Genomic DNA, 16,105 nt, shown 5'->3' with positions numbered 1-16,105 from the left:
AAAAAATTGCGAAAGATTTGGATTTGATTTTACCCTACATTCAATTTTTATTATTGTTTGCCGGATTATTCCTGGTAACCAGGAACATTTTTTCCTATTTCGAGAAAAAATTTGATTTCTTTTCCAAGGATATGATGTGGTGCGTTTACGTTTATCACCTCCTATTTGGATTGATCTACTATTTGTATGCTTTATCAAACCCGTCTGACAGTAAGAAATATTTTTCAAGTACTTTATCCACAAGTAAGAGCTGGGAGCATTTTCTTGGCACTGAGACTTCTTTTATTAAGTTCATATCCTATCCATTTATAAACTACCTGAATTTCAGTTATGAAATGATGATGTTATTATTTACCTGGATAGGGTTTTTAGGGTTTCTTTTCGCTTACCTGTTTTTCAAAGAAAATATTAATCTCAAGGTTACAATATTCAAAAACATCAATCTCTTAACCCTTATTCTTTTTCTCCCCAATATGCATTTCTGGTCCGCATCCCTAGGGAAAGGAGCTATTATCTTTTCGGGATTGATGTTATTTGCCTATACTTTGAATAAACCTGAGAAACGCATATTACCAATGGCATTTGCGGCAATCTTGGTGTTTGCAGTAAGACCTCATATTTTCTTTTTTCTGGTATTAGCGCTGCTGTACGGAGTCTTTTTTGGTAAAAACCAATTGCCTTTGAAGGTTAAACTGGGTGGGATTTTGATTCTGGTTGCCAGTCTATTCCTGCTTCAGGATAAAATTTTAGGTGTTGTTAAATTATCAGATTCTAATAATCTTATCCAGGATTTTTTGGCATTTGCTTCCAAGAGATCTGGGGATTTAAGTGAGGCTACTTCTGGTCTGCATATGGCTAATTACAGCATCTTGGAAAAAGTATGTTCTTTTTGGTTTCGACCTTTATTTTTTGATGCACCGGGAATTTTAGGAGTTTTCGTGTCTATTGAAAATTTGGTATACATCATTTTATTCTCCCGTCTTTTCAAATTAGACTTTTTCAAATTCTGGAAATCCGCCAATTCCAATGTGAAGATGAGTATGGTTCTTTTTTTGGGTACCTCACTGGCCATGACTTTTATTATGTCCAATCTCGGAATCATGATACGTCAAAAGTCCATGATCATGTATTTCTTATTATTTGTCGTGTATTACTTCCAGGCTCACAGTAATGGCATTCCTGCCAGAAAAAAAGCCGAAGTGGTAAATAAATAATAAACCCAAATCTATAGAGGTATCTGGTCTCTTTAAATTATGTAGATTTGAAAAGAAGTTAAGATCTGCTTTGAATGATCCCATTTAAGAGACCGCAACAATATTTTCATTATTTCAGATTCTTTTATCGTTACCTGGGGATAAAAGTCTTCATCGGTATTATTCTGAGTTTATTGATGGGGGTTTTTGATGGAGTAGGTCTGGCACTATTCATTCCGCTGATCAAACTGGCGTTTGGAGAATCGGTTGAAACAGGGACTGAACTGGATCGGTATAGTCAGTTTTTGCTGGAGAATTTTCAGTTTGATCTAAATCTTCGGAATGTTTTTCTGCTGATCCTTATCCTGTTCAGTCTAAAAGGTATCTTTAAATTCATCGATATTTTTTTCCGCGTTTGGACTCAACAAATTTTTATGCGGAAAATCAGGGATCGCAGTATATTTCTGCTAAGCCAGTACGATTATCAGCATTTTGTAAAAGCAGATACCGGAAGAATTCAGAATATTCTCGGAAATGAGGTCAATCGTGTAAGTTTGGCTTACGGACGCTACTTCAGAACGATACATTATTTTGTTTTAGTCGCGGTTTACCTGGTTTTAGCCATGTATAATTCGTTCTGGTTTTCATTTATCGTTTTGATAGGCGGTGTGTTGCTCAATCTGGTGTTCACCTTCTTTTACAAAAGAACCAAGTTCTATTCGGCTAAATTTTCATCGGAAAGCAATGAATTTCAGGGACTTCTAATGCAGAAGATCAATAGTTTTCATTATTTAAAGGCAACGGGAAAAGCTCGTGCATACGCCAAGCGCCTGAAAGTTAAGATCAAAGAACTGGAAAAATACCAATTACGACTGGGAATAGTAGAAGCCTTTATCAGCGGGATCAGGGAACCGTTCACCATCCTCATCGTTTTTGCGGCAATTGTCATTTTCATTCAATTTTTCGAAAGTCCGTTTGCCAGTATTTTACTCAGTTTGTTGCTGCTCTACCGTTCCATAACTTATTACATAGCCATTCAGGAGCAGTGGAATGCGTTTTTAGGTGTTTCCGGAAGCCTTCAGAATCTTACGAGTTTTTTGGAGGAATTATATCAGAACCCGGAAAATTCAGGGAGTCGTGATTTTTTCCATTTTCAGCAGCAGCTTAAATTGGAAGGGGTTCAATTTGCTTATGAGGATTCCCCACCCATATTGAATAATATCAGCCTTGAAATTAAAAAGAATGAGACGGTAGCGATTGTTGGGGAAAGCGGAGCCGGAAAAAGTACCTTGCTGAACATTCTTGCCGGAATTTTGATGCCTGGAAAGGGAAGCTATCTAATTGATACTGTCAATTTCAAAGAATTTAAATTTGATTCCTTCCGCGAAAAAACTGGCTACATTGTCCAGGACCCGGTCATTTTCAACGATACAATCTTCAACAATATCAGCTTCTGGGACCAGAAGAATGACACCAATCTGGAGCGATTCCGTAAGATATGTAAGAAATCTGCCATTGACACATTTATTCAGAATTTGCCGCAGAAAGAGGATACGCTTTTAGGGTATAACGGCTTAAATGTAAGCGGTGGACAAAAGCAAAGGCTAGCCATTGCCAGGGAACTTTACAAAGACGCTGAGATTATTTTTATGGATGAGGCAACCTCGAATCTTGATAGCGAAACAGAAAATGAAATCCAGACCAATTTATTTTCCTTGAAAGGAGAATTTACCTTCGTGATCGTAGCTCATCGATTATCTACCGTAAAAATGGCTGATCGCATTATTTTACTGAAAAAAGGGGAAATTGCAGCGATTGGTGATTATCGAAGCTTGTTGGAAAACAATGAGGATTTCCGAAAAATGGTAGAATTACAGGAACTGTGAAAATAACTACCAATCAATTTGCTGCTTTTATTATCACTTATAATCGCCCGGAGATTATAGGAAATACCATTACTAAAATAAATGAGCAGTCTTTCCCTCCGGAAAAAATACTGGTTGTAGACAATAGTGAATCTGATGTCACCAAAGAAGCTATTGAAAAGCTGGGATACGAAAATTTAGAATATTACCGCGTTGGATATAATTCTGGTCCAGCCGGCGGTAGCAAGATAGGTCTTGAAAAACTATCTGCTGAAGGTTATGACTGGATCTACTGGGGAGATGATAATAATCCGCCTCGTGATGAAACAGTTTTCAGAAGATTTTTTGAATGCATTGAAGAATTGCAGCGAGCCGGAGAATCTATTGGTATGTTTTGCGGAAAGGGCGGTAAATTTAATAAAATTACCGGTCGTATCCGGTCCATGAGCAATCAGGAATTAGAGGGGAAAGAAATTGCTGAAATTGATGTAGTTGCCGGAGGGCAAACGCTGCTGGTAAATGCGGAAATTGTCAAAAAAGGAATTTTGCCGGATGCTAGTTTATTTTTTTCTTTTGAAGATTTGGACATGAGTTTAAAAGCCGGTACCATTGGTTTTAAATCATATACCGATGCTAAAACATGGCTCGAAATAAGAAAGAATTATGGTGATATCCGCACACATTACCGGCCATCAGGATCCAGTTTTGGAGACCAAACAAAACTTCACAGAAATTTTTATTCATTAAGAAATTTGCTGATAATTTACTGGAGGAATCAGTTCATTTTTGCAGTAATATTTTTGCTTATTAAATCTTTGATGAAAATGTTGGTGTCCTTTAAATTTGGATGGAAGCATGGAATTATAAATGCTCGATTAACTTATCAGGCCTTATTCCAATTTGTTTCTGGGAAATTGATTAATTTCTTAAAGATCTAGAAGTCGATGAAAATCCTATACTACAGCACGGCTTATTACTCTCAACATGGCGGGAGAGTTCAATCCAGGGAATTCTTTAGTCATCTTAAAGAAATTCCGAATTATGAAGTCAGAATTTTTCCCGAGACTGAAGTTAAAAGTACTAAAAATCAAAAGAGTAATTGGAAGAATTTGATTAAGAGAAATGGGCTCTTCCAGGTTTTATCCTTTTTCCGACGGAACAATCTATACCTTAATGATCTACTGGAAACTCTAAATTCTTATAAGCCTGAGGTTCTAATAATGCAAATGGATTCTAATTTTTTACAAATTAGAAAGGTTAAGAAATTATTTCCTCAAATAACTATATGTACTCAAATTAATGGTTCTCATTTTGATGAATCTTTTAGCAAAATAATTTTTAAAAGAACGTTTAAGAAATGGGAGAGAAAAGCCTACGGTTGTGCTGATTTAAATATTTTTGTCACGGAAGAAAGCAGGAAGATGATTATGGGAGATCACGTTTCTGTCAATAGAGATATTGTTATTGCTAATGGAGTTGATCTATCGAAGTTCCACCCTTTGGATAAAACAAATCTTAGACAAAAGCTGCAATATCCTGAAAATGATTTTATACTCGGATATATTGGTACTATCGATAATCACAAGAACTTATCAGAATTACTTCTAGCAATTGAAAATATTAGTATGGAGGACAAAAGTATAAAGTTGGTCATTATTGGAAGCGGGCCGGGCTTTTTAGATCTTCAAAATCAAGTAGAATTTCTGGAATTAACTGATCAAGTTCTATTAAAGGGCTTTATTCCATTTGAAGAAATTAACGAACATTTGAACTGCTTTGATCTCGCCGTGCATCATTCGGCAAATAGTTATATGCATCCACTGAAGTTGATGGAATATTTAGCAGTAGGGATTCCTGTGATCGCGCCAGATATTCCATTTGTGAGACAGGAATTTAAAAATGGAGAGGACGTATTAATCAATACTGAAAAACAAAAATTGGAAAATTTGATAATTTCAATAAAAAATGATGACAATTTGAGAGAAAAATTGTCAAATAATTCTAATGTCAAGCAAAAGTTACAGGAAAAATTTTCTTGGAATGCTTACGCTGAAAAAATAGCAAAACACATTGAAGAAAAAAGGAAATAGAGAGAAACTCATTAGAATTACCACCATTCCGCTGTCGTTGGAAAAACTTCTGGAAGGCCAGCTAACTTTTATGAACCAATATTACGTGGTGACCGCTGTGGCTGCGGAAAAAGAGCGACTTGATCAATACGGAGAGGATAATCAGGTCGATACTTTTTGGGTAGAAATGACGCGTGCCATAACCCCATGGCAGGATTTAAAAGCACTTTTGAAACTTTACAGATTTCTGAAAAAAGAAAAACCTTTAATCGTACATACTCACACTCCTAAGGCTGGCATTATTGGGATGACCGCTGCAAAATTAGCCGGTGTGCCTTTGCGCTTACATACTGTTGCGGGACTGCCGCTTTTGGAAACTTCCGGTCTAAAAAGAACAATTCTGGACTTTGTAGAAAAGCTAACTTACCGGTTCGCCACTCGCCTATATCCAAATTCTTTTGGGCTTCAGAAGATCATTCTGGAGCTGGATTATGCTTCTCCGGAAAAACTTAAAGTATTAGGAAAAGGTAGTTCCAACGGTATCGATACTACTTATTTCGATCCTTCTCAATATTCTTCAGAATTTAAAGTGGAGCTTCGGAAAAATCTAAATATTCCGCAGGAAGATCTCGTTTACATTTTCGTGGGACGTTTAGTAAAAGAAAAGGGAATTAATGAACTAGTAGCTGCCTTCACAGAAATTCACAAAAAAACACCTTCCGTTAGTCTTTTATTAGTCGGGCCTTTTGAACAGGATCTTGACCCGGTAAGTGAGCTAACGCTGGATCTCATTCAAAATCATCCGAAAATCTTTACAACTGGCTACCAGGTTGATGTAAGACCGTATTTTGCTATTTCTAATGTGCTGACCTTCCCCAGTTACCGAGAAGGCTTTCCGAATGTGGTGATGCAGGCAAATGCCATGAATTTACCGGCAATAGTTTCCGATATCAATGGATGTAACGAAATTGTGGAAAATGACACAAATGGAATAATTATTCCTGTTAAAGATGCCCAGGCTCTGGAAGCCGTCATGTTTACCTTATATTCCCGGCCGGAAACGAGAGAGCAGCTTTCAGAAAATTCAAGGAGACTGATGGTTGAGAATTATGAAAGACAGGAATTTTGGCATATTTTGTTAAAAGAATATAAAGAATTAGAAGCGGCTCAGAAACATTGTTAATTTCGCCGCGCCTAACCGCATTTAACGCAACATTCATGTATCGTTCTTTTTTTAAACCATTGATCGATTTTTTAGCAGCCTCAATCGGTTTTTTACTACTGAGTCCGCTATTCCTGGTTTTCACAGTGTTATTGGCGATCGTGAATAAAGGAACACCATTTTTCTATCAGCAACGTCCAGGTTTACATGGTAGAATTTTCAAGATCATCAAGTTTAAAACGATGACTGATGCAAAAGATGCTTCAGGAAAATTGAAACCCGATGCAGAACGTTTGACGATGATCGGTAGAATTGTTCGGAAAACATCTATGGATGAAATTCCGCAGTTATTAAATGTGATTAAAGGGGATATGAGTTTAGTGGGGCCGCGGCCGTTACTACCTCAATACCTGGACATTTACACGCCGCGGCAGGCGAGAAGGCACGAAGTGAAACCTGGAATTACCGGCTGGGCACAGGTGAATGGCAGAAATGCCATTAGCTGGACAAAGAAATTTGAACTCGATATTTGGTATGTGGAACATATTTCTTTTTCGGTAGATTTGCAGATATTATTTAAGACAGTCAGGAAAGTTTTAATTTCCGAAGGAATCAATACGGGAAATATGGCTACAACAGAGCCATTTAACGGAAGAAACTAAATGATTTTATACGGGGCAAGTGGGCACGGAAAAGTCGTGTTAGACATACTTCAAAGTCGGAACCTGAAGATAAATCAGGTGATTGATGATAACCCGGAAATTGAAAATTTCCAGGGCTTTTCAGTTGAATTACCTGCTGAGATAGCCGGAAATTCTGAGGTAGTACTGGCGATTGGCAACAACAAGATCAGGCAAAAACTTTCTCGAAAACTTTCTGTGAATTTCAGTAGAGCGCTCATCCACACCAAAGCCCATATTTCAGAAAATATTCAAATTGGAGATGGAAGCGTTGTAATGGCAATGGCCGTTATTCATCCTGATGTCCAAATTGGTAATCATAGCATTATCAATACTGGAGCTATCGTGGAACATGATGCGGTTCTAGGAGATTTTGTACATATTTCACCGGGCGCTGTGGTAACCGGCAATGCTAAAATAGGAGAAGGAACGCATATTGGGGCAGGAGCGACACTTATTCCTGGTGTGAAGATTGGGAAATGGGCAACCATTGGAGCTGGAGCCGTCATTATTTCAGATGTTCCTGATTATGCAGTAGTTGTTGGGAATCCTGGTAAAATCGTTAAATTTAACAAAACCGAAGATGAGTAAAGAAAAAATCTGGCTCTCCTCACCGCATATGGGAGGAACAGAATTAAAATATATCCATTCCGCATTTGATGAAAACTGGATTGCCCCACTCGGTCCTAACGTAACCGGTTTTGAAAAAGATATCCAGGTTTTCCTGGAAAATGACGGAAAGTCGGAATGCGAAGTTGCCGCACTTAGTTCAGGCACCGCGGCCTTACATTTAGCTTTAGTTTTGTTGGGAGTGGAACACGGCGATGAGGTGATTTGCCAAAGTATGACCTTCGCAGCTTCAGCAAACCCAATTACGTATCAGGGAGCAACGCCAATTTTTGTGGACAGTGAGGAGCAAACCATGAATATTTCTCCACTGGAATTGGAAAATGCGATACAGGACAGAATTCAAAAAGGTAAAAAGCCTAAAGCGATTATCGCTGTTCATCTATATGGAATGCCTTATCAGGTTGATGCAATTGAGGAAATTTCCAAAAAATATGATATTCCAGTAATTGAAGATAGTGCAGAGGCATTGGGAAGTACTTATAAAAACAAGAACTGCGGAACTTTTTCAGATTATTCTATTCTTTCTTTTAACGGAAACAAGATCATTACCACTTCAGGTGGCGGTGCTTTGGTTACGAGAAAGAAAGAGATCAAAGATCAGGCAGTTTTTAGAGCAACTCAGGCTCGTGATGCCGCACCTCATTATCAACACAGTAAAATAGGTTTTAATTACAGGTTGAGCAATATTTCTGCAGGAATTGGAAGAGGCCAAATGGAGGTACTCGTCGAAAGGGTTTCCCAAAGACGGAAGATGTTTGAATTTTACGTAAATTTATTTTCTGAAGTTGAAGGAATTACTGTACAACAAGCACCAAATTCTGATTATTTCAGTAATCACTGGTTGACAGTAATTCATGTAGATCCGGAGCAATGTGGTTTTGATCGTGAAGTATTGAGATTGCACCTGGAGCAGGAAAATATTGAAAGCAGACCTCTTTGGAAACCGATGCATTTACAACCTGTATTCCAGGATGCACCGTTTTATGGCACGGGTATTGCCAAGAAGTTGTTCCAAAATGGTTTATGTTTGCCGAGTGGTTCAAATCTGAGCGATGAAGATCGTGATCGAATTGGTTCAGCTATTCGGGAGTGTTTGACAAAGTATTCAAAAAATTATGGGTAGACTTCAGAAAGCCCTACATAGAATTTTTTCCGATCCTGATCGTTCGCTGGATATAAGAAATATCAAATATCTGCCGAGATGGGCGGTTTTATTGATTGATATTGGACTTGTTTCGATTTCTATCATTTTTACCATTCTCATCCTTCTGGATCTTTCACCATTTCAGTATACCCTGATCAGCTATTTTGATAAAGCGATCATGGTGGTAGCCGTTAATATCTTTTACTTCTATATTTTTAAGACCTACGCAGGAATTATCAGGTATTCGTCAAACATTGATGCGCTGAAACTCTTGCTTGCTACCATCAGTACCTTTATTACACTGGTGGTCATCAATTATGTGGTATATTTTTCCATTGACGAAAAGATTTTCCTGATTGGCGGCTTGTTAATCAACCTTTGGATTTCCTTTTCATTATTATTCTTATTCCGCTTAGGCGTAAAACAGGTTTACGAATATTTTAAGCTTGCTCAAAAGGACGAAAAACTAATAAAAGCTGTTATTCTGGGAGTTGATGAAAATGCTATTTCAATTGCAGGTGCACTGGACATCGAACATCCCAAACGATTCAAAATCGTTGGCTTTTTAACGAATAACACCCATAAAAGTCTACAAATATTAGGGAAACCGGTTTTAAAGCATACCTCAAAAATCCATGAAGAAGTTGCATCTCTTGGTGCCGAGGCGATTATTTTTTCGGAACATTCTTTTACTCCTGAAGAAAAATTCAAGCTGGTGGAAGAATGCCTGGAGCACGATATTGCGGTTTATAATGCCCCGCTTGTTTCTACTTACGACAATGAAAATGATCAGCCAATCGCCAATAAAGTAAAGTCCCTTCAGATTGAAGATTTGCTGGAACGAGATCCTATTGAGCTGGAAGTTCAGAATAAAATAGAACAGCTTACCGGAAAGACCATTTTAGTGACTGGTGCTGCAGGTTCTATTGGTAGTGAAATCGTGCGCCAGGTAGCAGAATATAACCCTAAAAAATTGATCATTCTGGATCAGGCTGAAACACCCTTACATAATTTGCAGCTTGAGATCGAAAATTCCTTTCCGAAATTGAATTTCAGGCCTATTGTAAGTGATGTTAGTAATAGCCGAAGGTTAGCCGCTCTATTTGCAAACAACCAGATTGATGTGGTCTACCATGCCGCTGCATACAAGCACGTGCCGCTAATGGAAAACAATCCACATGAAGCGATTTTTGTAAATATTCATGGGACAAAGAATTTAGCCGATCTGGCTGTAGAATATAATGTTGGGCATTTCGTGATGGTTTCGACGGACAAAGCGGTGAATCCCAGTAATGTCATGGGAGCATCTAAAAGAGCTGCTGAAATGTATGTCCAATCACTTTATCATAATCAGCGGGCAAAAGGACCGGAAACGACTAAATTCATTACTACTCGTTTTGGGAATGTTTTAGGCTCGAATGGTTCCGTGGTACCATTGTTCAAAAAGCAAATCGAAAAGGGTGGACCAGTGACCATTACACACCCGGATATCATTAGGTATTTTATGACCATTCCGGAAGCCTGTCAGTTAGTTCTGGAAGCTGGAGCGATGGGTAAAGGCGGAGAAATCTTTGTTTTCGACATGGGAGAACCAGTCAAAATTATGGATTTGGCGATAAAAATGATTAAACTTGCCGGCTATACACCTAATAAGCATATTAAGGTTAAAATTACCGGACTTAGACCGGGTGAAAAACTATATGAAGAATTACTGAATGATGAGTGTAAAACTCTGCCTACGCATCATAAAAAGATCATGATTGGTCAGGATGTTGTAAGAGATTATGAAGTAATAAACGATAAAATTGAAAAAATCATCAAGTCTGCCTATAAGTTGAAGAATGATAAAGTTGTAGCAAAATTGAAGGATTTAATTCCGGAATTTAAGAGCAATAACTCGGCTTATGAGCGTTTAGATAAGACCCCAGAACTCAAAAAAAACTAATCAGTGCGAAGCATTAAGTCAGTTTCCAAATACCTCTATCTTTCAATAATCAGTATTTTTTTATTGGGCAGTTGTGCCACGCGGGATGAAGTGGTTTATTTTCAGGAGCCGGAATCTCTTCAGGGGTATCAGAATTTAATGGACTATGAACCAACTATTCAGAAAAACGATGTATTAAGGATAGACGTTTCTTCCAGGAATGAAGAAGTGGTTAAGCCTTTTCAGAAAAATTCTAATGGGCAGCAATCTGGAGGTCAAAGTGGGAATATGTCGTTGACAGGCTACTTGGTAGACCCGAAGGGTTTTATTCAGTTTCCGGTATTTGGAAATATTGAGGCGGCTGGAAAAACCAGGGGAGAATTTCAAGCCGAAATAGAAGATAAAGTTCGCACGATGGTTACCGATGCGGTTGTGACGGTTCGAATAATTAATTTTAGTGTTACAGTATTAGGAGAAGTTGGAAGCCCCGGGAGAGTTCAGGTACAAGATGGCCGTCTAACTTTGCCAGAACTTTTTGCCTCTGTAGGAGATATTTCATATAGTGGGCTAAGAGAAAATATAGTTGTAATTAGGGAACAGAATGGTGAAAAATCGGTTGGAAGAGTAGATATGACTAGTGCAGATGTTTTTAAAAATCCATTTTACTATTTGAAGCAAAATGATGTGGTATATGTCGAGCCGACTTATAAACAGGTCAAATCTGCTGGTTTTATTACCAGTTATACCGGAATTTTTTCATTGATCGCTTCGATTACTGGTTTAGTACTACTTTTTTCTAAATAGTTTCCATGGAAGAAATTTTTGATTATAACGAACAGAAAGAAGAGTCCAGCTTTGATTTAAAAGCTGAGTTATATAAATACCTTACTCATTGGAAGTGGCTTTTGTTTAGTTGTATGCTGGGGCTTACAATAGCCTATTTGTATAACCGCTATACCTTACCAAAATTTAGATCTGAAGCGACTTTAATGATTCTAGACGAATCTGAAGGGAATGTATCTGGAGTATTAAATGGAGATGGTTCTGGTTCACTGCTAAAATTGGAGGATAATAGTTTGGATAATCAGATTGTTAATCTTAAGTCTAAGCGTATTGTTGAAAAAGTAATTGATGACTTGGATTTTAATATTGCCTATTTTATTGAAGGGAATGTGATTACTCCGGAGGTTTATAAAAGTTCTCCAATAACAATAAAATTTATAACATCAGATAGTATCGTCAATAAATCTTCACTAGACTTGTTGATTTCTCCAATTTCTAATCAAAAATTTCAACTTGTAGAGGACGAGAATAAAATTGGTGATTTTAATTTTGGAGAAAAGATACAACTTAAAGATTTACAGTTTAGGATTACATCAAATATTAGCCAGATTAGCAAAAGTAATCCTGTACATATTGTTGTTCAACCCACACTAGCTGTCACACAGCAATATATTGCAAACAGTGCGATATTTCCTAAGGGTAAAGCGATGGATATTCTTACTTTACAAACTACAAATAATGTAAGTACAAAAGGTGAAGACTTTTTGAATAACCTGATGTATCAATTTAATTTAGACGGTGTTCGAGATAAACGTCAAGTGGCTGCTAAAACCACTGAATTTATTCAGAACAGGTTGGAAAATATTAGCACTGATTTGGATTCCGTAGAATCCAACTTAGCTGATTTCAAAAGAGAAAATCAGTTTATGGATATTAATATTGGGGCAACCGAATATATGTCTCAGAAGACAAGTGCTGACCAGGAGCTATTTAATTTAGAAACACAGCTGAATATCATTTCATCTATTCAGAAAAGAATACAGGAAGAAGGCCAGTATGATTTGCTACCTGAAAATGTTGGTATAGAATCGGGAAATGTTAGTGGTACAATTAGTAGTTATAATCAATTGATACTGGAAAGGCGGGCGCTGTTGGCAAGTTCAACTCCTGAAAATCCGGTTATTCAAGATTTGAATGAACAGATTAATGCTGTTAGAAAAAACTTAGATGCTAATATCAACACAGCGATTAGCAATTTGAACATTAAAAAAGAGAAGCTGAGCGGTAGACAAAATAGTGCAACTGCTAAATTCAGCACCTTTCCGGGAATGGAAAAGGGGATTCGAAATATTGAGAGACAACAACAGATAAAAGAACAATTATATCTCTTTTTATTGCAAAGAAGAGAAGAGGCTGCTATTGCCTTTGCAGTCACTTCACCTGTATCAAAGGTTATAGATTCCGCATTTACACACTCTTCACCTGTTAGTCCTGAACCATGGCTTATATTAGTAGGTGGCTTTGTGATTGGTTTATTAATTCCGATTTTAATCATATTTGTCAAAAACTTTTTGGATACGAAGGTCCACCATAAGGGCGATTTGAATCCTTTGATCAAAGAAGTTCCGTTCATGGGTGAAGTTCCGAGAATTGGTCAAGATCAGTCGGATGTTATTCAACTTAATGATCGCTCTCCATTGGCAGAGTCTTTCCGAATATTGAGAACCAATTTAGCTTATCTAATTCAGAAGAAGGATAAGGGTGCGGCTGACATCATTTTCGTTACCTCAACAGTCAAAGGAGAAGGAAAAACTTTCATTTCTTATAATTTGGCCAGGACACTGGCTACCACGAATAAAAGAGTGCTATTGATCGGTGCAGATATCCGTAATCCTAAGCTTCACCGTTATACTTCTGCAACCATTGGTGCCAGGGAAAAAGGATTGTCTGATTATCTCTATGATTATGAGGTAACCAAAGAGGATATTATTTCTAAAACCAATGATGAGGGTATTGCTGTAAATGTTATTCTTTCAGGGCCTATACCTCCCAACCCTGCTGAATTGCTTATGAACGATCGAATGGAAAATTTAATCGAAACCTGTAAACCGGAATACGATTATATTATCGTTGATACTGCTCCGACTATGATCGTTACCGATACGCTATTAATTAGCCAGCAGGCCGATTATACTCTTTACGTGACAAGGGCCGATTATACTGAAAAGAACCTGCTTCAATTTCCGAAAGATTTGAAAAAACAAGGTAAGTTAAAAGGTCTTGCCGTAATCCTGAATGATGTGGATTATTCTAAATTCTCATACGGTGCCCAGTACGGCTATTCTTACGGGTACGGTTATGGTTATGGAGCCGATGAAGAATCCCGTTTGCAAAGACTTAAAAAACGCTTGTTTACCAAATCCAAATAGCGTCCTAAGCAAACAGTTTTTTGTTATTATCAACTAGGACTTTGATCAAATCTTCATGTTTGGTTTTGATCTTAATTTTCTTCAATTTTTCCAGGTGATCCATTCTATGCGCATCACTTGAAATATAATCTAACATGCCTTTTTCTAGGAGTAGAAAAGCGGTTTTCTGAATTCCCGTTCCGTAGTGACCAGATAATGACAACATATTCAATTGAAATTTGCAGCCTCTCGTTTTAAGATCTTCATATTGACTGAATTTATGATGATAATACGCATACCTCTCTGGATGTGCTAAAATGGGAGAATACGAATGATTCTGTAGCCGGAAGAGTATTTCATTCAAATTGATCGGAGCCTGGAAATAAGACATTTCAACCAACACTTTTTTGCCAACAACAGGTAGAATTTCCTGCTGTTCAATAATCTCCATAAAATGCTGATCCATCATATATTCTGCGGAAGCATTTACTGATATTTCAGTTTGCGATCTTACTTCAGCTAATGCTGAATGGATCGTCTCCTGAGTGTTTGGATAATAATCACCCATCACATGAGGCGTGCATACAATTTTTTCAATACCAAAGCTCCTAAACTGTTCAATTAACTGAAGGCTTTCTTCAATATTTTTAGCACCGTCATCCAGACCAGGCAATATATGATTATGGAAATCGGTTATACCTTCTAGAAGATCAATGAGGTAGCTGTTTTTCCGGAAGATTGAGAACATTTAAACTGTTTTTATGATTCAAAATTACATAATTTAAAGACTTATTGATAATATTTGCAACAGAGTCCTAAAAACTTATATGCGCAGACTTTTTCCGCTTTTTATTTTACTACACTCATTTTGCCTTTTTAGTCAAACGGAATACTCGGCAGAATTTTCAGGAGTTGGTCTGGCCTCTTCCAATGGCGAAATGCCTTTTTGGTTCTATTCCAATACAAAGGGAAGAATTGACCAGAAAACCAATTTGATGGGGCTATTTTCTGGAAAAGGAACTTTTGATACTTCAGATGAATCATTTGTGGAAATGGGTGCGGGCGCTTTTTTTAGCGAAGGCTATGATAATAATCTGAAACTGGATGAAGCTTATATAGCTTTCACCTCTCCAAAAATTGGAGTGGTCGTGGGAAAAAAGCATAAAAAAGATCTTTTCCGAGGCTTAAGTGCTTCCAATGAAAGTATTTTATGGTCCTTAAATGCCGGTGCAATTCCGGGAATCAGACTGTTTACTACCGATCCATTTTTTATCAGCGGAAAAGATCATGGTTTTGGTGTGACCGGAAGCTGGGAAGAGTATTTGCTTGATGATGATCGATATGTAGAAAATACCCGGCTCCATCATAAAAGTTTTCATTTTGTTTACCGCAGTCAAACTGAATTTCAGGTGTCTGTAGGATTGCAGCATTTTGTGCAATGGGGAGGTGTTTCACCCGATTTTGGGAAATTACCCAGTAGCTTTCAGGATTACACTAAGATTATTACTGGTGGAACCGGGGAAGATTCGGTAGGAGGGCAGGAAGTCAATGCTTTAGGAAATCAATTAGGAAGCTACGAATTAAAAGTCAGAGCCAAAATACAGAACTTAGATTTTCAGTTCCTGTATAATCATATTTTCGAAGATGGCTCTGGTTTAAAAATGGGAAATCTACCAGACGGTCGCTATTCTTTATATGTTGAAGATAATCGGGATAGTTTTTGGGGAGTGCCTTGGTTCAAAGCTTTTATATTGGAATATTATTATTTGGAAAACCAATCCAGAAATCGGCAGGGATCTTCTGTTGATGGGAGTGATAATTATTTTAGCAATAACTTATATCGTTCGGGTTGGACCTACAATAACTTTACCATTGGGAATCCCTTTATTATTGCCAACACACCTCAAGGAATTGGTATCAAATACAATATAGTTTCGGCAATTCATATGGGAATTACGGGTGAAATTCTGAATGATCAACCCTATAAATTGTTACTTTCTTATCGTTCTATCTACGGAAAAAAGGATTCGTTCATTGCAGATCCTAAGAAAATTATTTCTCCATTTTTCGAATTAGCTCTTCTCCAAGGGGATTACCAGTTGAACCTGCAGTTGGGAGCGGATATTAATTCTGGTGAAAGTTCTAATTTTGGTGTTGGATTGAGTTTCCGACAAGAATTCTTTTAGTCTGAGAAATTATTCTGTATTCAGCAGTAGATTTCCTATATTTAGCTACAACCAAATCTAG

13 protein-coding genes are annotated in these 16,105 nt (G+C 37.5%); 12 read left to right on the top strand and 1 reads right to left on the bottom strand.

Features of this window, described 5'->3' with window-relative positions; all coding sequences use genetic code 11:
* The first annotated feature begins 17 nt into the window (after nucleotides 1-17).
* The 11 genes from GRFL_RS00415 to GRFL_RS00365 all read left to right on the top strand — a co-directional run bounded on the left by GRFL_RS00415 (nucleotide 18) and on the right by GRFL_RS00365 (nucleotide 13,879).
* The gene (locus GRFL_RS00415) at nucleotides 18-1,214 is read left to right on the top strand and encodes a hypothetical protein (RefSeq protein WP_179946856.1); all 1,197 of its coding nucleotides are present in this window, start codon (nucleotides 18-20) and stop codon (nucleotides 1,212-1,214) included.
* Nucleotides 1,215-1,288: 74 nt separating this feature from the next.
* Nucleotides 1,289-3,079, top strand: a complete 1,791-nt coding sequence (locus tag GRFL_RS00410; RefSeq protein WP_083642495.1) for an ABC transporter ATP-binding protein — start codon at nucleotides 1,289-1,291, stop codon at nucleotides 3,077-3,079.
* Entirely contained in the window at nucleotides 3,076-3,996 is a 921-nt protein-coding gene (locus GRFL_RS00405; RefSeq protein WP_158091630.1) for a glycosyltransferase, read from the top strand. The genes GRFL_RS00410 and GRFL_RS00405 overlap by 4 nt, the downstream gene beginning before the upstream one ends.
* Before the next feature lie 288 nt (nucleotides 3,997-4,284).
* Nucleotides 4,285-5,148, top strand: a complete 864-nt coding sequence (locus GRFL_RS00400) for a glycosyltransferase family 4 protein (RefSeq protein ID WP_169833964.1) — start codon at nucleotides 4,285-4,287, stop codon at nucleotides 5,146-5,148.
* Nucleotides 5,129-6,310 (top strand): glycosyltransferase family 4 protein, encoded by a 1,182-nt coding sequence (locus tag GRFL_RS00395; protein WP_236995848.1) that lies wholly within the window; start codon nucleotides 5,129-5,131, stop codon nucleotides 6,308-6,310. Before GRFL_RS00400 ends, GRFL_RS00395 begins: the two co-directional genes overlap by 20 nt.
* A 35-nt stretch (nucleotides 6,311-6,345) precedes the next feature.
* Nucleotides 6,346-6,951 (top strand): sugar transferase, encoded by a 606-nt coding sequence (locus GRFL_RS00390; RefSeq protein WP_083642489.1) that lies wholly within the window; start codon nucleotides 6,346-6,348, stop codon nucleotides 6,949-6,951.
* Nucleotides 6,952-7,560 carry an acetyltransferase gene (locus GRFL_RS00385; protein WP_083642488.1) on the top strand — a complete coding sequence of 203 codons (609 nt, stop codon included), beginning with the start codon at nucleotides 6,952-6,954 and terminating at the stop codon, nucleotides 7,558-7,560. It abuts the gene before it with no gap.
* On the top strand, nucleotides 7,553-8,722 hold the full coding sequence (locus tag GRFL_RS00380) for a DegT/DnrJ/EryC1/StrS family aminotransferase (RefSeq protein ID WP_083642486.1): 1,170 nt from the start codon (nucleotides 7,553-7,555) through the stop codon (nucleotides 8,720-8,722). Before GRFL_RS00385 ends, GRFL_RS00380 begins: the two co-directional genes overlap by 8 nt.
* Nucleotides 8,715-10,688 (top strand): polysaccharide biosynthesis protein, encoded by a 1,974-nt coding sequence (locus tag GRFL_RS00375; RefSeq protein ID WP_083642484.1) that lies wholly within the window; start codon nucleotides 8,715-8,717, stop codon nucleotides 10,686-10,688. The genes GRFL_RS00380 and GRFL_RS00375 overlap by 8 nt, the downstream gene beginning before the upstream one ends.
* Before the next feature lie 3 nt (nucleotides 10,689-10,691).
* Nucleotides 10,692-11,471: a polysaccharide biosynthesis/export family protein gene (locus GRFL_RS00370; protein ID WP_236995847.1), complete on the top strand. Its 780-nt coding sequence runs from the start codon at nucleotides 10,692-10,694 to the stop codon at nucleotides 11,469-11,471.
* Nucleotides 11,472-11,476: 5 nt separating this feature from the next.
* Nucleotides 11,477-13,879: a GumC family protein gene (locus tag GRFL_RS00365; RefSeq protein ID WP_083642482.1), complete on the top strand. Its 2,403-nt coding sequence runs from the start codon at nucleotides 11,477-11,479 to the stop codon at nucleotides 13,877-13,879.
* 4 nt (nucleotides 13,880-13,883) lie between these two features.
* Here the strand turns inward: GRFL_RS00365 and GRFL_RS00360 are convergent, their stop codons facing one another.
* The gene (locus tag GRFL_RS00360) at nucleotides 13,884-14,606 is read right to left on the bottom strand and encodes a tyrosine-protein phosphatase (protein WP_083642480.1); all 723 of its coding nucleotides are present in this window, start codon (nucleotides 14,604-14,606) and stop codon (nucleotides 13,884-13,886) included.
* A gap of 79 nt (nucleotides 14,607-14,685) precedes the next feature.
* Here GRFL_RS00360 and GRFL_RS00355 point away from each other — a divergent pair, with 79 nt between their 5' ends.
* Complete coding sequence (locus tag GRFL_RS00355) at nucleotides 14,686-16,044, top strand: capsule assembly Wzi family protein (RefSeq protein ID WP_083642478.1); 1,359 nt, start codon at nucleotides 14,686-14,688, stop codon at nucleotides 16,042-16,044.
* Nucleotides 16,045-16,105 lie beyond the last annotated feature (61 nt).

The organism is Christiangramia flava JLT2011, from assembly GCF_001951155.1.
Taxonomy (GTDB): Bacteria; Bacteroidota; Bacteroidia; order Flavobacteriales; family Flavobacteriaceae; genus Christiangramia; species Christiangramia flava.
The sequence above is the reverse complement of the archived record's forward strand: the minus strand, read 5'-3'. Positions and strand labels throughout refer to the sequence as shown.

Coding starts and splice junctions, on each gene's coding strand:
- GRFL_RS00390 (WP_083642489.1), top strand. CDS start 6,346: ATGTATCGTTCTTTTTTTAAACCATTGATCGATTTTTTAGCAGCCTCA.
- GRFL_RS00365 (WP_083642482.1), top strand. CDS start 11,477: ATGGAAGAAATTTTTGATTATAACGAACAGAAAGAAGAGTCCAGCTTT.
- GRFL_RS00375 (WP_083642484.1), top strand. CDS start 8,715: ATGGGTAGACTTCAGAAAGCCCTACATAGAATTTTTTCCGATCCTGAT.
- GRFL_RS00360 (WP_083642480.1), bottom strand. CDS start 14,606: ATGTTCTCAATCTTCCGGAAAAACAGCTACCTCATTGATCTTCTAGAA.
- GRFL_RS00380 (WP_083642486.1), top strand. CDS start 7,553: ATGAGTAAAGAAAAAATCTGGCTCTCCTCACCGCATATGGGAGGAACA.
- GRFL_RS00410 (WP_083642495.1), top strand. CDS start 1,289: ATGATCCCATTTAAGAGACCGCAACAATATTTTCATTATTTCAGATTC.
- GRFL_RS00385 (WP_083642488.1), top strand. CDS start 6,952: ATGATTTTATACGGGGCAAGTGGGCACGGAAAAGTCGTGTTAGACATA.
- GRFL_RS00400 (WP_169833964.1), top strand. CDS start 4,285: ATGGATTCTAATTTTTTACAAATTAGAAAGGTTAAGAAATTATTTCCT.
- GRFL_RS00355 (WP_083642478.1), top strand. CDS start 14,686: ATGCGCAGACTTTTTCCGCTTTTTATTTTACTACACTCATTTTGCCTT.